Below are 23,897 nucleotides of genomic sequence, written 5' to 3'. Positions count from 1 at the left end.
TATCTCGGTTACTCGAATCACGTATCTGCTCTTAAATCCCATCACCATGGATGAAGTTCTGTGAGCGACCATTGAACCCTTGGTCCATATCTAAAGATGGTTTGTCGGTTTTCGGTTTTCCTACAATTTTTGCAGGAACTCCAGCGACAGTCGTATGAGGGGGGACGGCTTGTAGAACCACAGAGCAAGAACCAATTTTCGCGCCTTCACCCACTTCAATGTTGCCAAGGATTTTCGCGCCAGCACCAATCATCACACCTTCACGGATCTTAGGGTGACGATCGCCACCTTCTTTACCTGTACCACCAAGGGTCACGTCTTGAAGAATCGACACATCATTTTCAACGACAGCGGTTTCACCAATCACAATGCCTGTCGCGTGGTCGAGCATGATAGCTTTACCGATACGAGCGGCTGGGTGAATATCCACTTGGCAAGCAACCGAAATTTGGTTCTGTAGGTAAGTGGCAAGTGCGATACGACCTTGTTTCCATAGCCAGTTAGCCACTCGGTAACCTTGCAGAGCGTGGTAGCCTTTAAGGTAGAGCAATGGCATCGAGTACATTTCTACAGCCGGATCTCGAGTAACTGTCGCGCAGATATCACAAGCGGCCGCATCAATGATTGAGTCATCTTCTTCAAACGCTTGCTCAACCACTTCACGTACAGCCATGGCTGGCATCGAAGCCGTCTTTAACTTGTTAGCAAGAATGTAACTGAGTGCAGCCCCTAGGCTTTCATGGTTGATAATCGTGGCATGGTAAAAACTCGCAAGCATAGGTTCCTGCTCAGACTGCTGTCGAGCTTCTTTTACGATGCATTGCCAAACTTTTTGTTGTTCACAGTGTTTCATTTTTCCATCCATTCTTTATCAGGGGCTGATGCGATGGCGAGATGAGAGTTTCTAAGAGCTACAAGAACAGAAGCGAGTAACCGAGATTCGAGTAACGAAAAGTAGCCTTCATTAAGAGCTCAATCTGCTTTTACTCTTTTCGCATCCCGTTTACCCGAATCTCGTATCCGCTTTTACTCTTTTCGCATCTCGTTTACTCGAATCCCGCATCAGCTCTTATTATCTTTCTGACTTCTTATCGCGAGCAAGCAGATCTTGCGCAGCTAAGTGTGCATCCTTTCCTTGATACAGCACTTGGTAAATTTGTTCAACAATTGGCATCTCAACGCCCATACGTTCTGATAGTAACCAAACTTCTTTAGTGTTGCGATAGCCTTCTACCACCTGGCCAATTTCTTCTTGTGCAGTATCAACATCTTTACCGGAACCTAACGCTAAACCGAAGCGACGGTTACGCGATTGGTTATCAGTACAGGTTAGTACTAAGTCACCCAACCCTGCCATGCCCATGAAGGTTTCTGGTTGCGCCCCAAGAGCTGCACCTAATCGGCTCATCTCTGCTAAACCACGGGTAATTAACGCGGTACGTGCATTGGCACCAAAGCCAATACCATCCGACATGCCTGCGCCAATTGCGATAACGTTCTTCACTGCGCCGCCAAGCTGCATACCAATGAAATCTGAGTTTGCGTACACGCGGAATGTTTTACCGCAGTGAATTTTTTCTTGAAGCTCTTCTAAGAAAACTTCATCTGGTGAAGCGACAGAGATAGCCGTTGGCATGCCCATCGCTAACTCTTTGGCGAAGGTCGGCCCGGATAGAACCGCTAAAGAGTAGCCATCACCCAGCACATCGTGCGCGACATCTTTAAGCAGGCGTCCTGTCTCTGGCTCTAAGCCTTTGGTCGCCCAACAGATGCGAGAGTCTGAGGCTAAGTAAGGTTTAACGCTATTAAGCACAACGCCAAATACGTGGCTCGGGACTACAAGTAAAAGGTCTCGGCTTGAAGTCACTGCTTTTTCTAAGTCTGATTCAATGATCAGGCTTTCTGGGAATTCTATATTTGGTAGAAACTCATTATTAGCGCGCTCAGATTCAAGGCGAGCCATATGAGCAGGGTCATGCCCCCAAAGAACAACATTGGCACCGTTACGCGCTAGAGATATCGCTAAAGAGGTTCCGTAAGAACCTGCACCAATGACAGTCATGGCGATCTCTTTGCCGTAAGCGCTGTCTTTACCGTAAGCGTCTGCCGTATTAGTCGGGCGAGTTGTTTCTGTCATGCTTCCACCTAAAAATAATGAGGGAAATCGAAGAGTTCTTGAGATGTTTTCTAAATTAAGAAGAAAAAGCTCTCTATCAAAATACAGTGTAAATAAAAAATGCACATCGCAGAAGCTGCGATGTGCATTTAAAAGCTAAGCTTCTTATAACATAAGCTATTTAAGCGTTCGTTAGAGTTAAGTTCTACTGTGAGACTTAAGCCTGTTCGCCTTCAGCTTGTTGAGCTTGGTTTTGTAGGTAGTTCATGAACAAAGCATCAAAGTTTACTGGAGCTAGGTTCAGTTGTGGGAACGTACCTTTAACCACTAGGCTAGAAATCGTTTCACGAGCGTATGGGAACAGGATGTTCGGGCAGAATGCACCTAGGCAATGAGCCAGTTGACCTGCTTCCATTTCGCTTGCAGAGAAGATACCACCTTGTTGAACTTCACAAAGGAATGCAGTGTCGTCTGCGTTCTTCACGGTAACAGTTAGACGTAGGATTACTTCGTAAACGCCTTCGCCAAGTTCACGGCTTTGAGTGTCTAGGTCCAGTTTTACATCTGGATTCCACTCTTTTTGAAACATGTCTGGAGAGTTTGGCGCTTCGAAAGATACGTCTTTTAGGAAGATGCGTTGGATTGCGAAGTTTTGTTGTGCGTCTTGTTGTGCTGCTTCAGCCATTTTCTTGTCCTTAAAAATTTATAATTAGGTTTTGTTCGTTATATTTGCCGAACAAAACCTTAAAGTCATATTCGTTGAATCAGGTCAGCTTACTTTTTGCCTTTAACCAAAGGTAAGTTAGCTTCGCTCCAAGCGACTAAGCCACTTTTCAGTACGCTTACGTTTTCGAAACCTGCTTTAACCAGTAGATTAGCGCTTTCTTGAGCGGTTTGACCTGTCTTGCATACTACGATGATTGGGTCTGCTTTGTGGCTTTCAAGGCTACCAAAGCTATTTGCTTTGATGTCTGACGGCAAAATGTGAACTGCGTCCGTAATATGGCCCTTTTTGAACTCATCCTTAGTACGAATATCAACCACAACACCGTTTTCACGGTTAATCATGTGTGTGGTTTGCGCTGCCGTGATCTCTTTGTAGGCTGCGTTTGATGTCTTGATAACGTTCGCAATGATGGCAACAACCAAGCCGATCCATACGATGGCTAAAATCATATTCTCTTGAACAAATGGAACTAACTCTTGCATATCTTGAACTCTTATTCGTTATTGGGCGAAAATTTATAGGGTGGCAGTATAGCTAGTTTTTCGGAGAGGGGGTATAGGTAAGCTTGATGTCTTAATGGTTTTTGCGGTGCTAGTATTGGTGACAGTTTGCCTCTTAGCGTGTGAAGTGAGATGATTGTAGCTAGCTCCTTAATCATCTAGTGAATGCGTAGTGTAGTTTCGCGTAATACTAATGGGCGGTAGCGTGTCAGCCATAAATAAACTCGTGAAAGTGGCCTCTGATATTCGATTAGCTTCGTTAACTACTTACAGCTAGTTTGCAGTATTGAGGTGTAATGGTAGTAAAAGTTAGTCACTCCGTAGATTAAAAATTAATGGGTGACGCAAGATCTAGAGCTGCAACCATTCAGTTTATGTGCAGTTAAGTTGAAAAGAGTAGATTTGTTTTGATTAAAAATTATGTTCAGCTTGTTGATATGCAAGCTCGTATGAAAATGAGGTCTCAAGCTAATAAGCTTGTATTGAGTTACGTATGGTGGCTATTGGAGCCGCTATTGTTTGTCTCTTTGTTCTATGTCGTCTTTGAGTATGTGTTGAATAGAGGCGGAGATGATTTTTTTGTTTTTTTGGTGGTAGGTAAAATAATATATTTGTGGTTTTCTAAAAGTGTAGTGATGGCATCAAAAGGACTAAGGCAAAATAAGAATATTATTGGCCAAAGAGATTTGCCCAAATGGATATTTCCACTGGTAAATATACAAGAAACGCTATATAAATCGCTAATCTCATTTTTATTACTTTTCTCCGTTGTTTGGTCTTTAGGCTATGCTCCAAATCAAAATTATTGGCAACTAATACCTTTGATGCTAGCTTTATATGCTTTGATTTGTGGTTTTGGGTTGTTTTTATCAATCCTTGTCACATATGCTCAGGACTTTTCAAATATTATCCAGCTAGGTATGACAGGGTTAATGTTTTCGTCTGGAATATTTTGGGATATAAATTCGATCTCAAATGAAGAAATAAAAAACACTATTTTTCTGATAAATCCATTAGCCCTTATTATTGACTCTTTTAGGACTGTTCTTATTGAAGGCTCTAGTATTAGCCTCTATTCAATTTTACCAACTTTAACCCTAGGTACCTTATTAATAGTGTTAAGCGTTTGTATATTCAAGGCACGTAATAATAGTTTAACAAGAGCATTGTTTTCATGAATGAAGTAATATTGAAAGTAGAGAATGTTTCTTTAGAATATAAAACTAGAGTTGGCATTTTTAATACGTTTAAACATAAAGCTTTAGATAATGTTAGCTTTGAAGTCAATAAGGGCGATGTACTCGGTATTTTAGGCAAAAATGGCGCAGGAAAGTCTACATTATTGAAGATTTTGTCTGGTGTATTTAGGCCTGATTCAGGGAGAGTTTGGGTTCCCCCTGGTACAACAAGATCTTTATTGACGCTGGGACTTGGGTTTAATGGCGATTTGTCTGGACGCGATAATGCTATTTTGAGTTGCATGTTTAATGGTTTTAGTAAAACTGAATCTATTAATTTATCCAAAGAAATCCATGCGTTTTCCGAGCTAGGTGATTTTTTTGAACAACCTGTCAGAACATACTCATCGGGGATGAGATCCAAGCTAGGTTTTTCAACAGGAATAGTATCACACGTAGATATATTATTAATTGATGAAATTCTTTCGGTAGGAGACAAAGGCTTTAAAGCAAAAGCTGAAAGAGCAATGATGGACAAGATTGGTGGTAAAAATCAAACGGTCTTGTTTGTATCACACAGCGAGAGACAAATAGAAAAAATTTGCACAAAGTGTTTTGACTTAGAGACTAAAGAGTTTGTGGAAGGGTTCTGTGAAGTTGAAAGAGTTGAACCTGTTAAGAAAACTATAATTAAGTTATCACCTAAAATATTAAAATTGATCATAGAAAATGATTGGGACGAAATACGTAGAGTAACAGAAGGAAAGTTCTATCTTTTATTAAATGTCGCTTTATCTCTTGAAGAAAGCATGCCGGAACTTGCGTATGAGTTTTTTATTAAAGCGCACAAAATTAGGCCTAATAACAAGTTGCTTTCAGAGAAAGTTAGAATTACGAGGGAATGCTAGCAGTATGAGTACACTTTATCTACATATTGGTTGCCATAAAACAGGGACATCATCGATTCAACAAACCTTGTTTAATATTAAGACGGAACTACTACGTGATGGAATATCTATTTTTTGTAGTGACCCTAAAGGTCGTGATAATAAAAATGGTGTAAGTTACAACTGGTTTAATCTTAAGAGGGAAAGTCGTGAAGAGCTAATATCGGACTATGGTGGTAAAATTAAAGATTACGAAAATTTAGTTGAACAGTTAAAAAAACACGACTCAGAAATTATTATTTGGTCCTGTGAGGCATTTTCTTTCTATTTTACCCCCCAAGATATAGAAGAATTAGAGCGATATTTATCCCCACATTTTGAAGAAATTAAAATAATAGTATACATTAGAAGGCAAGACAGGCTGTTGGTTTCTCATTATCAAGAGTCAAGTAAGAGAGTTAATCAGGATTCATTGTATTATGGAAGTTCGCCAACAGCTCTTCCAAAGCAATATGAGCATTATGATGAATATTTGGATTATAACGAAAGAATAAGTAAATGGGCTTCTGTTTTTGGAGAAGACAATATTGTTGTCCGTGTTTTTGAAAATGCTATAAAGGAATATGGAGATGTGACTAACGACTTTTTATCTATATTTGGTGTGAACTACGACTATACGCTGATAAATAAAAATGTCTCTAGTGGTTATAATAAAACTAAGTTGGGTCATATTGTGAACAAAATACCCAATGTAAGAAGAAAAATAGTAAATCATATTGTTGCCAATTTAACTGACGATCGAAAACTTCTTCCTTCAAGGGATGAAGCCAAAAAAGTATATTCACGATACTATGAAAGTAATAAAAAGCTCAACAAAAGATACAAAGTATCAGAAATTGAGTCGATATTTGATGACAGCTTTGATTCCTATCCGTCTGAAAGCAATGAATTATGGAGCGAAAAGCAAGTAAATAGTTTGATATCGGAGTTATTGAAGAACTCTGGAGAGTTCGTTTTTAACTCAAATGTTGAAAATAAAAGGCTATCTGATAAATTATACGAAATTAGAGAGCACAATACTGAGCTATCAAATAAAATAAGAAAACTAGAACAAGATATTAAGAGTTCAAAAGAAAAAGAAAAAAAACTGATTTACAAATACTCTTTAAAGGGAAGGGTAAGAAGAGTAATTTCAGTTTTTAAGAAATGTTTTTGATTCTTTATAACCTTATTTAGTATTGTGTTAACATACAAGAGATTTTTGTTAGATGTATAAATTGTCAGTTAAGATTAAAAAATACTTAGTAAAGCTTTTGGTAAATAAGTATGTTTCCGTCGATGTTATTAATGCTGAAAATAAAGCGAGTATTAACATTTCGAGCAATGGTTGCGTTCGATTTTTATCATGTAAAGTATATAGAACAAAAGAACAGTTTAATGTTATTCAAGGTGTTATTAACGAAAGTAATACAGTTGTTGAAATAGAAAAGAAGTACTATGTAGATGAAAATAAAAATCAGCTTCCGATAAAGTTAGAGCTAGAAATTAGCTTGTTAGGTATTATTCGGCGTGTAGAAACCCCCGTATCTTCTACGAAGTTCGTAGGTTTGTTACATGAAGATAATGGTGAAAAGTTTGGTCTTTTAAATGATAAAAAGGGAAACTTGCATCTCATCTGTGGTTCTAGAAACCCACAAACAATCAAACTGAAAAGTGCGAGAGTATCTGGAGATAAACTAAATCTGAAGATTGAGCGGATTTGGTCTTTAAACCGAAGCAAAGTATGCGAGCTAATACTGAAGTCAAGAAATGACTCTTCTGTCTATCGGTATCAAGGCACCTTTATTTCTGCTAAAAAAAGGGGGAATATTTCTTTAGAAAGTTATGAGTTTAAAATATCTGATATATTTAATGGCGATATTGGTAATATTTTTGATTTATTTATTGCCAATGAAAAACTAAGCTTGCAACCTGAGTTGTTATCTAGACTTAAAACTCCAGTTTTTTTTCTAAAGGCGGCTTGTAAGACAGAAAAGTATAATGGGAATAAGGTAGCTTTGCTTGAATCCTTTATTACTATGTATGGAGGTTTTTCTTTCAAAACAACATTGTACGATCCTGAAGCATATAGATTAATGCAGAAAGCATACTATATGAAGTATTTTTGGAGGTTAGTATATAGGAATGTATGGTTGGTCGGAGAGAAGCCCTATAAAGCACAAGATACTGGATTAGAGTTTTACAAGTACTTGGTAGAAGATAAAAAATTGGAAAATGCTTACTATGTTATTGATAAAAGTTCACCAGAAGTAAGAAATCTTCCAAAAGAAGCAAAAATTTTGAACTTTGGATCTGCGGAACATGTTAAATTGGCATGTGCAGCAAAAAATATAGTTGCATCGCATTATGCTGAGGATCTTATTCCGTTTAAAGACAGTATTTTCAATCCTCTCGTAAGGGCAAAAAAGATATTTCTTCAACATGGTGTCATGGGAGTGAAAAACATGATCCCAACTTATGGCGTCCAATCTGTAACTTTTTCTACAGATCTTTTTGTCGTAAGTTCAAAATTTGAAAAAGAGTATATTCGACAAGATTTTGGTTTTGATGCAAAAAAAATTAGAGTTACAGGTTTAAGTCGCTATGACAATTTGACTCCACACATTGGGCATTATTATCAAAAAACACTATTAATTATGCCAACCTGGAGAGATTGGCTAAATCATGAAAAGGACTTTCTTGAAAGCGAATATTATAAATCTTGGGTAGAGCTAATTACTAGCAGCGATTTACATAGCATATGCAAAAATAATGGTTTAGATGTGGTGTTTTGTATACATCCTAATATGCAAAAATACTCACATTACTTTGAGGCGGAAGGTGTACGTGTTATAAGTCAAGGAGAAGTTAATGTTCAGCAACTTCTTATCAATTCACATACATTAATTACCGATTATAGCAGTGTTGGTTTTGACTTTTCTTATTTGGAAAAGCTTGTTATTTACTATCAATTTGACCGTAGTGATTTCCTGGGCAAGAGGCCCTCTCATTTAGAATTAGATCAAGATTTACCAGGGGTCGTCAAAACAACTAGTCAGTCAGTATTGAACGTGCTTGAGCAATCATTGACATCAAATAGTTCTTCTATAAAGGAATCAGCAATAGCTAGATCTAAGAAGTTTTTCGATTTTAATGACGAAAACAATTGCTTAAGAATATATGAAGAAATTAAATCTATTCGTAAAAAAACTTATCTATCGGAATTAAGTAAAAGTATATATGCGTTAGTAATAACAGCAAAATTGTACAACCTTGACAAAAAGTTTAGGTTGCGAAAGCTGATGTATAAATTTCTTAAGGCTTTGCCTATTAGGCAGAAGATATTGTTTGTTGAGGCAAACAATGGTAAGAGCATATCTGATAGCCCAGCAGTCTTGCTTCAAGAGATACTTTCCAGAGAGTTAGATATTAAAGTTGTGGTTACTACAAAGGGGAATGGTGTTGCTTATTATAGGGACCCAAGGGTTATATCAGTAAAGCGATTATCTATTTCTTATTACTACTACTTGGCAGTATCTAAATACTGGATGAATAATCAAAACTTCCCTTCATATCTACGTAAGCCAAAAGATACAAAATATCTGCAAACTTGGCATGGAACACCGCTGAAGAAAATGTTACACGACCTAGACTGTGTTTATGGGAGAAGCGAAGGCTATGTGGAGAAAATTTCGAGATGTGTTTCAGAGTGGGATTACCTATTGTCGCCGTCTAACTATGCGACTCAGTGCTTTAAATCGGCTTTCCAATTTTCAGGAAACGTTATAGAGCATGGTTATCCTAGAAACGATATCTTTTTCTCTGATGAATATGAAACACGACGACTTGCCGTGAGAGAGTCTTTGAAGATTAATGACTCGACAACTTGTATATTATATGCCCCAACATTTAGAGATGATACTTTAGGAAATAAAGGAGCGTTTGATTTAGTAAACCTAGAGGAAGTGTCTCAATCTCTACCGGAAGGTTATGTTTTTGCAGTAAAATTACACCCGATAGATGCAGCTAAACTAAATAGCAAATTACCTCACAATGTAATAAACCTATCTCATTATTCAGACATTCAAGATCTGATGCTTGCGTCTGATGCATTAGTCACTGATTACTCATCGACGATGTTTGATTATGTCAACCAAGAAAAACCTGTGATTGTATACGCACCTGATTATGATAAATATAGTCAAAACTTGAGAGGCTTTTATTTTGAATTAAAGGATAATGTACCAGGAGAGATTGCTTTTTCTCAGCGTGAATTAGCTGATATTATTAAAAGCGAGTCATTCAAAAGTATTGATTATGAACGATTAACAAAATTTAGAAATAACTTCTGTGACAAAAATAGAAATCCATCAAGTAAACTAATTGTTGATGAGTTATTATCTAGTGGGTTTTTAAAATAAATCAGGTGAATTTTATGGAAAAGAATATTTATTACTACTGGGAGTGTCTCCCAAATAGAAAGATTCCCGCATATATTGAATTGTGTCTGGAAAGTTGGAAGAAATACCTTCCGGATTACAACATTCACCATGTTCATAAAGGAAATGTTTTTGAGTATCTGGATGAAGACGAATTTAACTTTGAGTATCTTTTTGCCCAAAGAATGTCACATCATTCTGATATTATCGGTGTAGCACTGCTAATGAAGTATGGCGGTATTTTTATGGATGCAGATGTTATAGCAACTCCATATAGTGCTAGATTCCTACAGGAGTGTGCCAATAATGGATCAGAAATGAGTATGTTTGGATATACTGATACTATGACAACTCACTTTGCCTTTATTTATGCGCAAAAAGGAGCAAGTATTCTAGAGGCCCATTATCCTAAAATGAAAGAGCGTGTTAATGAAGCAGGGATGAACCAGCAGAGGTTCGACTTTTTTGGGAATGAGTTACTTGATAAAGCTATAAAATGTGCAAGTAAAGAACAAATTACTGTCTACGACTCTTATGAGACAGGGGCAATATTAGAACCGAGAACATCTCAATCTTCATCACGAATTGAAAGGATGTGTGCTGTATTTTCTGAAAGGTGGAAAAATCGTTATTTAAGTGAAAATAAAAATAATAAAGAATGGTATCAAACATTTTATCTTGCCGGTGCTACTGAAGAAGACTTAGAGTTTGAAATTAATAAAAAATCACCATTTATACTGCTCCACAATTCTTGGAACCCTGTAAGACATAAATTACAGTCTAGAGAACAGTTTTTGTCTGAAAACACATTTTTCACTAAGCTTATGATTAAGCTACTAGAGATTGAAGACTCCGAAATTGTTCGATGCCTCAGAGTATCATATAGAATATCTCATAGAAGAATGGTCGCTTTAGAGAAAGAAATTAAATTATTAGAGGATAAAGTGACTCCTCAGAAGATAACCAAAACTATGGCTATTAAGCATTTAGTACCTGTGAGTGTAAAAAGGTTGATAAAGCGGATAAAAAATCGATCTAGTAGTATTATTGGTAAGTAATATGTATTTATTAGGAAGGAGGGTGAATAATCTAATTAAAAAATCACTTTCTAGGTTTGAATGGTTAGATTTAGTTTTAAAGATTATTTTTGTTAGACTTTCTCAGGCAGTATTTAAGGTAAGGTATGGCCATGTAAGTGTTGAGAAAGACCGTGTGATATTTGAGGTTTTTAATGGTCGAAATGTTAGTGATTCTCCTTTAGCGCTTTTTAAAGAGTTATATGAGAGGCGTCCAGAATTAAACTTTGTTTGGGTTTTGGATTCTCCAAATAATCAAAACCTAGAGTGGATAAAGTCTCATACTAATACAACGGTGGTTTATTATGGTACGAATGAATATTATCGTGAGTACGCTAGGTGCCATTATTGGATTGTGAATTGTCGTTTACCTTTTAAAATTGTAAAAAAATCGACGCAAAAGTATATCCAGTGTTGGCACGGAACCCCACTAAAAAAGTTGGGACATGATATTACCGTTGAACGTTACTCTCTCAGCAGTTCAAAGGGGTTATGTTATAGCTATAATGTTGATTCTTCACGTTATGATTATTTTATTTCACCTAGCCCTTATGCGACCTCAAAATTTTGCTCATCTTTTAACATAGAAAAAGATAAAATTATAGAACTGGGTTACCCTAGAAATGACATATTGGCAAAAGGCTCAGAGGTTGACAGAGATTTGCTCTTGAAGAAAAAACTAGGTTTACCTCTAGATAAGACTATAGTTCTTTATGCTCCAACATGGAGAGATAACCAAAAAGTTAAGGAAGCCACTTATCGCTTTAGTAACTCTCTAGACTGTGAGGGTTTTCTTAATAATTTCGATTCTAATTACATATTTTTATTTCGCGGTCATTATTTTGTTGACTCTCTCATGGTGAGTGATAGCTTTATTGATGTTAGTCATATAAATGATATCAATGACTTACTCTTGGTTACAGATATACTAATAACAGATTTTTCTAGTGTGTTCTTTGATTTTTCTATCTTGAAACGTCCAGTCTTATTTTATATGCCTGATAGAGAAAGCTATGAAAATGATGTTAGAGGCTTTTATTTAAATGTGGATAAAGACCTGCCTGGCGAAGTTATAGATGATATGGAGATGTTATCTAGAGCGATTAAAAATTGTAAGCTATCCTCTGACTTAGAATCTTTTAATTTGTGTTTTAACCCTTTTGAAGATGGCCATTCTTCTTTGCGAGTACTAAAAAAAATAGGTTTAATTAATGAGTAAACGAGTAATAACTTTCGGAACATTTGATGTCTTTCATGTTGGACATGTTAATATATTAGAGCGATGTGCATCTTTAGGGCATACTCTAATTGTTGGTGTATCTAGTGATAAATTGAACTTTAGCAAAAAACAGCGCTACCCGATATACAAAGAAAATGATCGATTAAAAATAGTGCAATCAATGTCGTTTGTAGATGAAGTTTTTTTTGAAGAGTCTTTAGAAAAGAAAAGAGAGTATATTGAGTTTTTTAAAGCTGATATTCTAGCTATGGGCGATGACTGGAAAGGAAAATTTGATGAGTTTTCAGATATATGTGAAGTTGTTTACTTTCCAAGAACCCCTTCTATATCTACAACAGAAATTATAGAGATTGTTAAATCCATATAATAAAAGCTAGAGTTCCTAGAATATAGTTATGCAGTTAAATAAATACAAGTTTATTGTTAACCGGTTTTTAAATATAATCCTAGGGTTGTTGCCTGGATTGATATATGCTTTGTTTAATATTAGGGATGACCGGATTTATATATTTAGTTCCGAGTTTAATACTGAATTTAATCACAACTCTAAATCATTGTTTCTATACTTCCTAAAGGAAAGGAAAGATATTCAATGTAGGTTTGTGATTAATGATGAAAATAAAAGAAAGGCTTTAATAAGTGAGTATGGTGATTTTTTCATCTCTTCTCACTCGATTACCGGTATTCTTTATATTCTCAGGGCTAAGGTTTGGATTACTTCTTCTTTGGAAACACCTATTGGTGGAGTCTTTTTGAATCGAAACAGAATTGTAATCCATTTGGGTCATGGAGCTCCACTAAAAAATGTAGGATTAAGCGAGTCGAAAACTGGTTTGTTAAAATATTTTTATTACAAGATAATAAAAACTAACTTTTCCTATTTTTTTTCAACATCAAGGCACTTTAATAAAAATTGGAAGGAGTGTTTGGGGGTTGATTGGGATCAAGTTGTGATTGCTGCTCAAGCGAGAAATGACTTGATTACTACTAATGATTTGGTTAATTGTAATCACTTATTAGATATTAGGAAAACAAATATTCTATATGCCCCGACTTGGCGTCCATACTCAAAAACAATACTATTCCCTTTCTCTGATTTTGAGTTGGAAAAGTTTAATGACTTTCTCATCAAAAATGAAATTTTGGTATATTTACGTTTACACCCCAATTTTGAGGGGGATGAGTTGGATTTGTTACAAAGTGCTTCCAATATTAGGTTGTTAGATCGCTCTAATGTTGACGATATAAACACAGTACTATCTGGCTTTGACCTACTGATTACCGATTATTCCAGTATTTATGTTGATTATTTGTTAACGAAGAAGCCAATTCTTTTTTTACCTTATGATTATCGTGAGTATAATGAAAAAGTTGGTTTTTCTATCGACTATTTTAATTATACTCCTGGCCCTAAACCTGAGAGCTTTAATGTTTTTCTGCAAGAATTGACTCACTTGATAAATATAGATAGCTACTATTATGAACAGAGAGAGTTTGTTAATAATATACTTAACGCTGTACAGTCTGAACACTGTAAAAATAATGCTATATTAATATCTGGATTATGTAACAAAGCTCTCTAGAAACTAGAGTTTACTATTGATAATGTGTGCTGGTAGGGATAACTTGAAAATTTATTTACATATTGGTGTGGGAAAGTGTGCGAGTAGTTCAATACAAAGCTTCTTCTCTAAAAACTTCAAGCAAGATACTTTCGCTTACGCTTGTCTTAATAAAGATGGTACCATCGATACTGGAAGAAAATTAAGAGTACAGGCTCAAAATATTGCCTCCGGCTATCGAAAGTCCTGTTCGCTTGAGGGTATAGATCGACTATTCCTGGCTAATTTTGAACTCTCATTAACTAAACTAAGCTCAAGTTATCAATCTATCTTGTTCTCTAACGAATTATGGATAGAATCAGAAGAGCAATTTTCTTACCTTTCCTCAGTTCTTTCGAAATATACAGTTGAAGTTATTATGGTTGTTCGTCCTCCAGTTCTTTGGATGAACAGTGCCTGGTGGCAATGGGGGCGCTGGTCAGGGATTAGCGAAGATGAATATGTTTCAAAGAATGTTTCAAAGCAATGGTTAAATGCATACAATTTCTATAACTCATTACCTTATATCAATAAGGTACATGTTTTATCCCTGTCTGATAACGTAATGGATTCAGTATTTAGGATCGTGGGTTTTAATGGTAGCAACCTTCCTGTACCAAAATCGAATCAAGCATCAAGCCAAGAGTTATTGACATTTATGACTGATAACCGTGAGCTTAGGACTGGGGTCCATAATGCTGCGAAAGAACTGATATTAAATAAGCACCTAAAGAGCAGAACAAAGGCTAATTGGGTGCTTAGTAAATCGAATATTGAGTCACTATTAGAAAAGACTAGAGAGAGTAACGTGGAGCTCTCACGGTTAATTGTCAATGAAAATATATGTGAAAACAGTGCTTGGTGGGATAGTTCGTTTTATAAGGATCGGGTTATGGAAAGGAATCACCAAATCGATCATTCGACTTTGAATTCAATGCTGCTTGAAGCTTATCAGCTAATTATTCGTCTCCATCATCAAAAGTCTACACCTATTCCTAAGTATTTAAAAAGTGAAGCTTTAAGGCTTGAAAAGGAAAATATTAGACTAGCTTATGATCTGATAAACCTTGCCTATGACTTAAATCCGACCAACCCTTCGATTAAGTGCAAGGTGCAAGAGTACCATGAAAAACTGAACCGCACTTCGCTTCTATCACGTTTAAAACGACTATTATGCTTCAAGCGATGAATCTTTTTTTTGCTTAGGGAGTTATTTTGTTGTCGAGACATAACCTGTAGGTGCATTGATTAAGATTCGCTTAATACACTCCACATTAAAATCATGACAGCACTCGTCTAGTTCGTTTAAGAGAATCTGCATCTCTGGCCAGCTGAGCTTGCTTTCCATTGCTGTCATGATTTTTTGATGGCTAGTACCTTCGACATTGTCACCAATGAGAAGCTCTTCATATAGCTTCTCACCGGGTCTTAAACCTGTAAATTTGATTTCAACATCACCTTCATCCGAGCTTGAATTAAGGCTTTCCTTCATTCCCATTAAATGTACCATGCGTTTTGCAAGGTCTAGAATTTTAACGGGTTCACCCATATCCAGTACGAAAACTTGTCCATTGTTTCCCATCGCACCAGCCTGAATGACAAGCTGTGCAGCTTCTGGTATTAGCATAAAATAACGGATGATATCAGGGTGCGTCACAGTAACAGGGCCGCCAGCTTTAATTTGCTTCTTAAAAAGTGGCACTACCGATCCGGAAGACCCTAACACATTGCCAAACCTGACCATGGTAAAGACAGTATCTGTCCCTTTATCTGCAAGCGCTTGAAGAACGAGTTCAGCCATCCGTTTACTTGCACCCATTACATTCGTTGGCCTCACGGCTTTGTCTGTAGAAATGAGAGTGAAATTTTTAACACCACATTCTATTGCAGCTTGCGCGCAGGATAATGTCCCAAAAACATTATTTCGGATCCCTTCTACGACATTGTCTTCGACTAGGGGGACATGCTTGTATGCGGCAGCATGATACAGGGTCTCAATTTCATATGTATTAATGAGTTTTTCAAGACGGTTCTGTCTTTGGACTGAACCTAGAGCGGCAATGATCTGAGTTTGGCTCTTTAAGTTTTTCTTTGTAGAAAGTAGTTCTTGTTCAATTTTGTATAGGTTGTACTCATTGAGTTCGAATAGAACTAATGTTTTAGGTTGCTGCGCCAAGATTTGACGACATAACTCTGAACCAATTGAGCCACCGGCACCGGTTACCATGACACTCTTGTTGTGAATATTCTTTGCCAGCAATTCACTGTCAGGTGTTATGGGCGCTCTACCCAATAGATCTGCCACGTCGAGATCTTTAATTTCTGTTGCTGTAGCTTTACCTGCTGCAATATCTTCTACTGATGGTACTGACTGAATAGCAATAGGCCAATCAGATAATTTTTCTACGAGTCTTAATCGTTTACCTTTATTAATATTATTAATTGCTAGTAATAGCTTTACTGGCTGATAAAGAGATTGAAGATGCTCAAATTCGCTTGGGTGATGGACTTTTAGCCCAAATAAGATATTGCCCCTTTTGCTCGGGTCGTCATCTAATAATATAACCGGGTTATATTCATCGCCGTGTATTAGAGCATATGCAAGTTCGCGACCTGTAGCCCCGGCACCGTAGATAAATACATTGGGTTTTTTGCGTTTGATCATCTGATCATAGACAGAGCGGATCATTATCCTTGGCCCACCTAAGGTCAGAATCGCTAACCCAGCGTAAATAAATGGAACGCTTCTTGGGATAAAAGTATGAAAAAAGAATCCGCTCATAACTAAGGTTAGAGATGAGATAAATACAGCAAGGAAGATGTTACCGACGGCAGGAAACATCATATAGCGTAGTACTGCTCGGTACATGCCAAGTTTGGCGAAGGTGAATACCGTGACTGAAATTGTCAAAAGTAATGTGACCCACTCGTCTAGCCCTAGCTCAAATGTATATGTACCTAGCCTTAAAGCAATAGCAAGATAAATAGACATTGCTATTGCAAAGATGTCGTAACCAATACTAATTAAGCGTTTATTTTTCCGCTTGGTGTTGAGAATTGCTCGTATTGGCTTGATCATTGTTGTCCCTGAGATATTGATATTTGTTTAGCAATCGCTGCACAATGTTTTTATTCAAGATATTTTAATGCTGTTGAGTGCGGTAAGCTAGATGTTATTGATGGTTCTGTGGTGCTCAGGAGCATTGCTATTAATTTCGCTCATTATTTGTTCTATTGAGGCCGTTTTGTTATGAATATTTTAGTCACAGGTAGTACTGGTTTTGTAGGTTCTAGAATTGTTGAGTTAGCTAAAGAGCGTGACTGGGCAGTCATTCCGGTTGTGCGTAAGCAAATAGAGCCACTAACTAATAGCTTGGTTATCCCTTCCATTGATGCTTCTACCGATTGGTCTGGTGCATTCGAAGGTGTGGATTGTGTTGTTCATTGTGCTGCTCGAGTGCATCAAATGAATGAGAGTGAGCAAGGTGCTTTAACTGCCTATCGAGATATCAACACCCTTGGCACTTTGAACCTAGCGAAGCAAGCCGCTGTAGCGGGCGTTAAAAGGTTTGTATTTGTCAGCTCTATTAAAGTTAACGGTGAATTCAGTGAGCCAAATTTACCCTTTGAACCGAATTTAAAGAATACTCCGCAAGACCCTTATGGTTTGAGCAAGTATGAAGCTGAAGTTGAGTTGGCTAAGCTTTCAAAAGAGACAGGGCTAGAAGTGGTTATCATTAGGCCTCCATTAGTTTATGGGCCTGGCGTCAAAGCAAATTTCTTATCTATGATGCGTTTGATTGATAAAGGCATTCCGTTACCGTTTGGTGCTATAAAGAACCAGAGAAGCTTGGTTTATTTGGATAATTTGTCCGATTTGATACTAACTTGTTGCGAGCACCCTTCAGCTCCGGGCTATACCTTCTTAGCGTCTGATGATCAGGATGTATCGACAACTCAATTGATGCAAACCATCGCTCATGCTATTGGGAAATCACCGCGATTAATTCCAATCCCAATGTCTTGGATACAAGCTGGATCGTCAGTTTTAAATAGACAGCACATAGCCCAAAGAATATGCGGCAACCTCCAAGTGGAGATAGGTTTGACGAAAGAGATATTGGGATGGAACCCCCCTGTAAGTTTTGAACAAGGGATCAAAAGAACCGTAGAAGCTTACTTGAAGTCGCATTGATGCGTTTTAGGTAGTTTATGGCTTTCTTGTCCATAAATTTTTCAGGTATCCTTTATTGATTAGTGGTGCTTATAGTGCCCCCACGTTTTCAATCCGAATTTGATAGGACACATATTTTGATTCGTTTGTTCGATTTTATTTTTGCTTTCTTTGGCTTGTTGTTCCTTTGGCCTGTATTTGTTGTTATTTGTCTCCTCGGCTATTTTGATACGGGTTCTCCTGTCTTTTTTCAGACCCGAGTTGGTCGCAACAAAAAGCCATTCACTTTAGTTAAATTCCGCACTATGCCAGTGGAAACAAAATCTGTTGCGACTCACTTAGTTGGGGCGAGCTCTGTAACTAAACTAGGTGGGTTCCTGCGTAAAACGAAACTGGATGAACTACCACAGTTATACAACGTCCTGAAAGGTGAAATGAGTTTGGTTGGTCCGCGACCATGCTTATTCAATCAGCAAGAGCTCATCAATGAAAGAGAGTCGAGAGGCGTGCTGGCGGTAAGGCCTGGCGTAACCGGACTAGCTCAAATCAATGATATCGACATGTCGACACCGAAAAAACTCGCGGAGTGGGATCAACGCATGATTCAGACGTTGAGTACTAAATTGTACTTTCAATACATTATTCAAACCGTACTAGGTAAAGGTTCGGGCGACAGGGTTTAGTTAGATATGGTTTACGCTCTCTTATGATCATAGGTACTGGCTTCTGCGTTATACAAACATAGCTTTGTTGACCTCCACAGTCTCTAAGGCCATTTTTATGTGACGCTATTTCCTAAATATTGCTTTATAAGGTATTGCTTATGATTTATCCATTTACTTGATTGTGGTTATTATCTATCATGATCAATCAGTTGTTTAAGCTGAGCAACTGTTTGAGGGTGTGAAAATCATCTTCTGCATATGAACGTTTATATTAATGGAAATCATTATGAAAAAGATGGCTCTAGCAGCTGCATTAGCAGTTAGCTTCTCAGGTGCTGCATTTGCAGCTGAAACTACAGCGGCAGCTGGCACTGGTACAAGTTCAGGTGCAGCGGCAGGCGCTGGTGCATCTGCAGCAGCAGCAGGCACAGCAACAACAGTAGCGGTAGCGACAGCAGCAGTAGCGGCTGCAGCAGCAGTAGCGGTTGCTTCTAACGATGGCGGCGCAACAGTAACGACAACAACTAACTAGTTTTTTGTTGTCGGGCGTATAAACCATTTTATGTGAAAGCATAAAGTGGTTTTTTTATATCAGATTTTTATATTGGAATCAGCAACCAGATTGCTAGGAAGCAGAACTCGTCATGCTTAAACCTCTAATCATATCCCTTGGTCTTTTTCTTGCTGGTTGTTCTCAGCAGTTTCAAGACGTTAATTACACTTTTGATGAAGCTTTTTTTGGAAGCTCCGATGTTGAGCTGTCTAAGGAATACATTCAAACCTTACCGTATTCCAGCATTTATGCAGAAGTAAACGACCAAGGCAAAATCTTCATGGTTTTGGCCTACGTCGGTGAAAACCCTCAAACGGGCGCAGAGCAGTTAAAGTGGATGTCTTCTGACAAAGCGATGATCGTCACTGAAAATGGACGTATTGTACAAACGCTATTGCTTCCTTACGAAAACCTATCTGGTTTGGCATTCCAACCGTTAAATACATTCTCTTCTGCAAACAATTCGTCAGCCGATTCTTCTTCTGCGTTTGATGTGTCTGCCAACCCCGGAGCTCAAAAATGGCAAGCGGTTTACGACTGGCAACCTAACTATCGATTCGGCTATAAAGCGAACATCACCCGAACGTATGTGGGAAATGACACGGTTGAAACTCCGTTAGCGTCTATCGATACCAAGAAATTCCAAGAAAAAATTCAATTCCCAATATTAGAACAAGACATCACCAACGAATATTGGGTCGACAGCGAAGGCAAAGTGGTAAAAACCATACAGTATTTAGGCCCTGATATGACAAGGCTTGAGTTAACCGTCCTTAAGCATTATCAAAGCAATTAACGAACAGGGTAATGAACTAAAATGATGAATTATATGAGTCATACATCAAAAATGATGGGACGTCGGTTGCCATTGGTGAGAACTTTATTAACGATGAGAGCTCTGTTAATGATCAGCGCTTTATTTGCTTTGAGCTCCGCTTCTTCGGCTTCTGATCTTGTTACGCCTGAACGCTCTTCGTCGATTAAAACAACAATCGAGCTTCCTCTTCAAGGTGTGACGCTTGAGTATCAAACTAACGTTCGACTGCTTCGTGTATTAGACGACGCAAACGCGAATGCGAGCTCTAACGCTAACGGTACTATTGGTTACTTCCCCCTTTCGGCTCAACTGTTTGATATAACCAATACTGAAGCGACTGCAGTTACTGGATTTAAAGAAGCTAACCAAGCTATCGAAGCCAAAAAGCGCAATGTATTTAACCAGCTTGACGCTTTCGCGGTAGAAGAACCAGAAGCAAAACTGGTAAAGCAACAATTAGCTTCTTTCCGATATCTCAATCGAGTTTTTATTGAGCTAGACCGTAATGCCGTTATCTCTCAATCAGATAAGAACCCACTGCTTGTTTCAAGTTCTCATACTAACAAGCCGTCAGACAGTCAAACTCAAGCCTTTTCTCTGTACTTACCACAACGACCAACGTCAATTCAGTTGATGGGGGCAATGAAAGAGTCGGTAACAATGAATCTGATTGAGCATGGAACGTTGAATGATTATCTCGATGCATTGCCGAATGGCTTTATTGGTGAATCTGCAGATAAAAGCGTGGCTTATGTTGTTCAGCCAGATGGCGTGGTACAAACCATTCAATACGCATACTGGAACGAACAGCCAGTTTATTTAGCGCCAGGTGCTATCGTATTTATGGCGTTTTACTCTTTGCCATCAGAATACTCAACGTTGAACCAGGATATTGTCGATTTGCTACGTCATAAGGTTGGCCTGTAATGCTGAAACAGAAATCATTCCCTCTATCGGCAGTGTACACAGCGGTTACCTGCGCTTTGTTAATAACGAACAGCACTTCTGTTTTTTCAGAAACAACCATTGATTCCTCTTCGATTCGAGCAGAAAAATCATCATTCGACGACACAGAATACAGAACGTCGCAAATGAATTTTGGTGGTGTCGGCCTAATGCAAATGCCAACAGGCCGAATGGCACCAGAAGGTGAGTTTAACTTTAGCGCCTCGTTTAATAACGAATACTATTTTTATAACGTCAGCCTACAAGTGATGCCTTGGCTTGAAACCACTATTCGTTATACACAAGTACAAGACCTGCTTTATAGCGGAGGCGTAGACCAAGATTGTTCTCAAAACTCATTCAGTGGTTGTACTAAATACACAGATAAAGGCATCGACTTTAAACTGCGTTTAATCGAAGAAGGGTACTATTTACCGGAAGTATCGGTCGGTATGCGTGATTTTGGTGGTACCGGTTTATTTGATGGCGAATTTGTTGCGGCCACTAAACGCTTCGGCCCTGTTGACTTTACCTTGGGTATGGCTTGGGGATACATGGGCACCAGTGGCAACTTCACCAACCCATTGTGTAAAGCCAGTGACAAGTATTGTGATCGCCCTTCAGACAGTAAGGGCAATGGTGGCAGTGTTGACTTTGAACGCTGGTTTAAAGGCGATGCAGCGGTTTATGGCGGCTTTGAATATCAAACCCCTTATAAGCCTTTGACCCTGAAGCTTGAATACGATGGCAATGATTATTCTCAAGACTTCCCAGTAGTACGCGGTGGTGTCGACATGACACAACACACGCCATGGAATGTGGGTGCTGTGTACCGTTTCACTGATTGGGGTTCAGCTAAAGTGAGTTACGAGCGAGGTGATACTTTAACCCTTGGCTTCGACCTCTCGACCAACTTTAATGAAATGTATTCCGTGTGGAGAGATACCGAAACAGCAGAGTTGCGCCCAAGTGGTGTCGAGACTGTTGATGACATTGATATGGCGGCCCTTGCAGGCCAACTTGAAACGATCGCTGGCTATGAACAAGCGCAGATCTTGGTCGACGATAACAGCATTGTAGTAAAGGGCACTCAGGTTAAATACCGAGACAGAGATATCGCCGTTGAACGCGGTGCGACAGTAATCGCGAATGAGGTGCCAAGTTACATTGATACTTACAAAATAATTGAAAATGATAAATCGTTGGAACTCACCGAGACAACGGTAGATGCACAAGCATTCAAAGCGGCAGCGAACAACCGTTACCTTAATGCTCAAACCAGTGATGCAACAAACACTCACGAACTAAAGCGTAAGAAATCCGTTATTTATCACGATGGGCGAGAGCGATTCGATGTGTCGATTACACCGCACCTTGCCCAGTCGTTTGGTTCATCTGAAAACTTCTACCTATACAGTTTGGGTTTATACACCAATGCTTCGTTCTGGGCGTCAAATAGTATCGAATTATCCGGTTCTCTGTATGTGAATTTGATAGACAACTATGACAAGTTTAATTACGAAATTCCAACAGATGGCACAGCTCAAACCGCACGAGTAAGAACACTTTTCCGTTCATATGCAGACGAAGCCATTCGCTTAGATCGCTTACAACTGACTTGGTTTGAGGATTACGGTCACGGTATCTACACCCAAGCCTACGGTGGTTACCTAGAGAGTATGTTTGCTGGCGTCGGCGGTGAAATTCTGTATCGACCATTTAACCAAAACTGGGCGATTGGTGCAGACATGACGGCGATCAGCCAGCGAGATCCAGAAAGCTGGTTTGGTACGTTTGATGAAGAACTGCAATACCATGAAAAAGATCAGGCTTACTACAAGGTGATTGATAAAGGCACAACTGGCTTTATTACCGGCTACTACACCCCACAATGGGATTTCTTGAGCGATACCTTACTCAAAGTGGGGGTCGGTAAATTCCTTGCTGGTGATGTCGGGACTCGTGTCGACTTCTCTAAGCAGTTCAAGAGTGGCGTTATTGCCGGTGCGTTTGTAAGCTTAACCGACATGACAACCGAAGAGTACGGTGAAGGCAGTTATACCAAAGGCTTCTACGTGTCGATTCCGTTTGATCTCGTTACCGTGAAACCAAGCTCAAGCCGCGCAGGCTTTACCTGGCTACCAATCACGCGTGACGGCGGCCAAGTGCTGAATAAGCAATACAACTTGTTCGATCAAACCGATGCGCGCTCACCTTGGTTCCAAAGACCAAGTAGCGTTAAGTAGATCGAAAGCAGATGCGGGTAACGAGTAATCGGGTATCGAAGAGAGAAAAAAGATAGATTCGGGTGACGAGTAAGCGGGATACGAAGAGCCGGGAAAGGGCTGTAACGAGGTTTGGGTAACCGAGTTTTGAAGAGCTTTAAAGCAGGTGAGAGTAATTAAGCCTGCGACGGGCCTAGCTTTTGGTTCTCCCCCTTGAACGCCGTTCGTTTGTGAACGGTGATGTTCATCAAAGGGGGAGTTAGAGGGGGACGTTAATCTATGTGTTACCAACCCCTCCCTGCCTCCCCTTATGTTGGTATTTTCTGCCAAGCAACAGTTGTGATAAAGGGGAGGAGCTAAAAGCATCCCGACACGGCTTTAGGCTCTTCGTTTACTCGTATCTCGCTACTCTCATCTGCCCTTTAGCTTTTCGCATCTAGTTCACTCGCATCCCGCATCTGCTCTTAAGCTATTTAACCTTAAGACCATTCAACTAGGTTGATAATAACCACAGATTGTGGATAATGCTTACGGATTAAACTAACCGAAGCAAGCGCTCTTTTTTTTGCTACGTTTTAGATGAAATTCGCCTATGCAAGTTCAATATTGCTAGGGGCAGATTAACTACGCAGTGTGATCTCGCGGAATATCAAGGGGCGGTAGCGTCCCTATTTTGATGTTAAGTGGAAGCGAAGTCACAATAGTAGCCTTCCTT

20 protein-coding genes are annotated in these 23,897 nt (G+C 38.8%); 15 read left to right on the top strand and 5 right to left on the bottom strand.

The window, feature by feature from the left end:
* Positions 1–31: 31 nt before the first annotated feature.
* The 4 genes from cysE to AB4154_RS10635 form a co-directional block, all read right to left on the bottom strand.
* A complete protein-coding gene (gene cysE, locus AB4154_RS10650; protein WP_136974368.1) occupies positions 32–853 on the bottom strand; it encodes a serine O-acetyltransferase in 822 nt (273 codons plus the stop codon).
* Between the two features lie 219 nt (positions 854–1,072).
* Positions 1,073–2,137 carry an NAD(P)H-dependent glycerol-3-phosphate dehydrogenase gene (gene gpsA / locus AB4154_RS10645; protein ID WP_017070569.1) on the bottom strand — a complete coding sequence of 355 codons (1,065 nt, stop codon included), beginning with the start codon at positions 2,135–2,137 and terminating at the stop codon, positions 1,073–1,075.
* A 196-nt stretch (positions 2,138–2,333) separates the two neighbouring features.
* Entirely contained in the window at positions 2,334–2,801 is a 468-nt protein-coding gene (gene secB, locus AB4154_RS10640) for a protein-export chaperone SecB (RefSeq protein WP_016786318.1), read from the bottom strand.
* Between the two features lie 89 nt (positions 2,802–2,890).
* Positions 2,891–3,325 (bottom strand): rhodanese-like domain-containing protein, encoded by a 435-nt coding sequence (locus tag AB4154_RS10635; protein ID WP_016786319.1) that lies wholly within the window; start codon positions 3,323–3,325, stop codon positions 2,891–2,893.
* 425 nt (positions 3,326–3,750) lie between these two features.
* Here AB4154_RS10635 and AB4154_RS10630 point away from each other — a divergent pair, with 425 nt between their 5' ends.
* From AB4154_RS10630 to AB4154_RS10590, 9 genes are read left to right on the top strand one after another with little or no spacing between them, the layout of a single operon-like run.
* Positions 3,751–4,521, top strand: a complete 771-nt coding sequence (locus AB4154_RS10630; RefSeq protein WP_372122970.1) for an ABC transporter permease — start codon at positions 3,751–3,753, stop codon at positions 4,519–4,521.
* Positions 4,518–5,429: an ABC transporter ATP-binding protein gene (locus AB4154_RS10625; protein ID WP_136974367.1), complete on the top strand. Its 912-nt coding sequence runs from the start codon at positions 4,518–4,520 to the stop codon at positions 5,427–5,429. The genes AB4154_RS10630 and AB4154_RS10625 overlap by 4 nt, the downstream gene beginning before the upstream one ends.
* 4 nt (positions 5,430–5,433) lie before the next feature.
* Positions 5,434–6,624 carry a hypothetical protein gene (locus AB4154_RS10620; protein ID WP_136974366.1) on the top strand — a complete coding sequence of 397 codons (1,191 nt, stop codon included), beginning with the start codon at positions 5,434–5,436 and terminating at the stop codon, positions 6,622–6,624.
* Between the two features lie 52 nt (positions 6,625–6,676).
* The gene (locus AB4154_RS10615; protein ID WP_136974365.1) at positions 6,677–9,868 is read left to right on the top strand and encodes a CDP-glycerol glycerophosphotransferase family protein; all 3,192 of its coding nucleotides are present in this window, start codon (positions 6,677–6,679) and stop codon (positions 9,866–9,868) included.
* Positions 9,869–9,873: 5 nt separating this feature from the next.
* A complete protein-coding gene (locus AB4154_RS10610) occupies positions 9,874–10,944 on the top strand; it encodes a capsular polysaccharide synthesis protein (RefSeq protein ID WP_276605538.1) in 1,071 nt (356 codons plus the stop codon).
* A gap of 22 nt (positions 10,945–10,966) precedes the next feature.
* Positions 10,967–12,181, top strand: a complete 1,215-nt coding sequence (locus tag AB4154_RS10605) for a CDP-glycerol glycerophosphotransferase family protein (RefSeq protein ID WP_372122967.1) — start codon at positions 10,967–10,969, stop codon at positions 12,179–12,181.
* Complete coding sequence (locus tag AB4154_RS10600) at positions 12,174–12,569, top strand: adenylyltransferase/cytidyltransferase family protein (RefSeq protein ID WP_136974362.1); 396 nt, start codon at positions 12,174–12,176, stop codon at positions 12,567–12,569. The genes AB4154_RS10605 and AB4154_RS10600 overlap by 8 nt, the downstream gene beginning before the upstream one ends.
* Positions 12,570–12,597: 28 nt before the next feature.
* Complete coding sequence (locus AB4154_RS10595; protein WP_136974361.1) at positions 12,598–13,785, top strand: CDP-glycerol glycerophosphotransferase family protein; 1,188 nt, start codon at positions 12,598–12,600, stop codon at positions 13,783–13,785.
* 43 nt (positions 13,786–13,828) lie between these two features.
* On the top strand, positions 13,829–14,992 hold the full coding sequence (locus tag AB4154_RS10590; protein ID WP_136974360.1) for a hypothetical protein: 1,164 nt from the start codon (positions 13,829–13,831) through the stop codon (positions 14,990–14,992).
* Between the two features lie 21 nt (positions 14,993–15,013).
* On the opposite strand, the gene AB4154_RS10585 is transcribed toward AB4154_RS10590, so the two are convergent.
* The gene (locus tag AB4154_RS10585; protein WP_372122964.1) at positions 15,014–16,882 is read right to left on the bottom strand and encodes a polysaccharide biosynthesis protein; all 1,869 of its coding nucleotides are present in this window, start codon (positions 16,880–16,882) and stop codon (positions 15,014–15,016) included.
* 171 nt (positions 16,883–17,053) lie between these two features.
* Between AB4154_RS10585 and AB4154_RS10580 the strand changes: the two genes are divergently transcribed.
* The 6 genes from AB4154_RS10580 (at position 17,054) to AB4154_RS10555 (ending at position 23,203) form a co-directional block, all read left to right on the top strand.
* A complete protein-coding gene (locus AB4154_RS10580; RefSeq protein WP_372122962.1) occupies positions 17,054–17,998 on the top strand; it encodes a UDP-glucose 4-epimerase family protein in 945 nt (314 codons plus the stop codon).
* A gap of 113 nt (positions 17,999–18,111) precedes the next feature.
* Complete coding sequence (locus AB4154_RS10575) at positions 18,112–18,660, top strand: sugar transferase (RefSeq protein WP_102394212.1); 549 nt, start codon at positions 18,112–18,114, stop codon at positions 18,658–18,660.
* A 268-nt stretch (positions 18,661–18,928) separates the two neighbouring features.
* Positions 18,929–19,174, top strand: a complete 246-nt coding sequence (locus AB4154_RS10570; RefSeq protein WP_372122960.1) for a hypothetical protein — start codon at positions 18,929–18,931, stop codon at positions 19,172–19,174.
* Between the two features lie 112 nt (positions 19,175–19,286).
* Complete coding sequence (locus tag AB4154_RS10565) at positions 19,287–19,991, top strand: YjbF family lipoprotein (protein ID WP_372122958.1); 705 nt, start codon at positions 19,287–19,289, stop codon at positions 19,989–19,991.
* 21 nt (positions 19,992–20,012) lie between these two features.
* On the top strand, positions 20,013–20,939 hold the full coding sequence (locus tag AB4154_RS10560) for a capsule biosynthesis GfcC family protein (protein WP_372122956.1): 927 nt from the start codon (positions 20,013–20,015) through the stop codon (positions 20,937–20,939).
* Positions 20,939–23,203 (top strand): YjbH domain-containing protein, encoded by a 2,265-nt coding sequence (locus tag AB4154_RS10555; protein WP_372122954.1) that lies wholly within the window; start codon positions 20,939–20,941, stop codon positions 23,201–23,203. Before AB4154_RS10560 ends, AB4154_RS10555 begins: the two co-directional genes overlap by 1 nt.
* The last annotated feature ends 694 nt before the right edge of the window (positions 23,204–23,897 follow it).

It is taken from the genome of Vibrio sp. 10N.286.51.B11, from assembly GCF_041469245.1.
GTDB classification, from domain to species: domain Bacteria; phylum Pseudomonadota; class Gammaproteobacteria; order Enterobacterales; family Vibrionaceae; genus Vibrio; species Vibrio crassostreae_C.
This window is presented reverse-complemented; position numbering and strand designations above follow the sequence as displayed.

What these genes read in the sequence shown, in the direction of transcription:
- cysE (WP_136974368.1), bottom strand. Translation starts at nt 853, where the DNA reads ATGAAACACTGTGAACAACAAAAAGTTTGGCAATGCATCGTAAAAGAA.
- gpsA (WP_017070569.1), bottom strand. Translation starts at nt 2,137, where the DNA reads ATGACAGAAACAACTCGCCCGACTAATACGGCAGACGCTTACGGTAAA.
- secB (WP_016786318.1), bottom strand. Translation starts at nt 2,801, where the DNA reads ATGGCTGAAGCAGCACAACAAGACGCACAACAAAACTTCGCAATCCAA.
- AB4154_RS10635 (WP_016786319.1), bottom strand. Translation starts at nt 3,325, where the DNA reads ATGCAAGAGTTAGTTCCATTTGTTCAAGAGAATATGATTTTAGCCATC.
- AB4154_RS10625 (WP_136974367.1), top strand. Translation starts at nt 4,518, where the DNA reads ATGAATGAAGTAATATTGAAAGTAGAGAATGTTTCTTTAGAATATAAA.
- AB4154_RS10620 (WP_136974366.1), top strand. Translation starts at nt 5,434, where the DNA reads ATGAGTACACTTTATCTACATATTGGTTGCCATAAAACAGGGACATCA.
- AB4154_RS10615 (WP_136974365.1), top strand. Translation starts at nt 6,677, where the DNA reads ATGTATAAATTGTCAGTTAAGATTAAAAAATACTTAGTAAAGCTTTTG.
- AB4154_RS10600 (WP_136974362.1), top strand. Translation starts at nt 12,174, where the DNA reads ATGAGTAAACGAGTAATAACTTTCGGAACATTTGATGTCTTTCATGTT.
- AB4154_RS10595 (WP_136974361.1), top strand. Translation starts at nt 12,598, where the DNA reads ATGCAGTTAAATAAATACAAGTTTATTGTTAACCGGTTTTTAAATATA.
- AB4154_RS10585 (WP_372122964.1), bottom strand. Translation starts at nt 16,882, where the DNA reads ATGATCAAGCCAATACGAGCAATTCTCAACACCAAGCGGAAAAATAAA.
- AB4154_RS10580 (WP_372122962.1), top strand. Translation starts at nt 17,054, where the DNA reads ATGAATATTTTAGTCACAGGTAGTACTGGTTTTGTAGGTTCTAGAATT.
- AB4154_RS10570 (WP_372122960.1), top strand. Translation starts at nt 18,929, where the DNA reads ATGAAAAAGATGGCTCTAGCAGCTGCATTAGCAGTTAGCTTCTCAGGT.
- AB4154_RS10565 (WP_372122958.1), top strand. Translation starts at nt 19,287, where the DNA reads ATGCTTAAACCTCTAATCATATCCCTTGGTCTTTTTCTTGCTGGTTGT.
- AB4154_RS10560 (WP_372122956.1), top strand. Translation starts at nt 20,013, where the DNA reads ATGATGAATTATATGAGTCATACATCAAAAATGATGGGACGTCGGTTG.
- AB4154_RS10555 (WP_372122954.1), top strand. Translation starts at nt 20,939, where the DNA reads ATGCTGAAACAGAAATCATTCCCTCTATCGGCAGTGTACACAGCGGTT.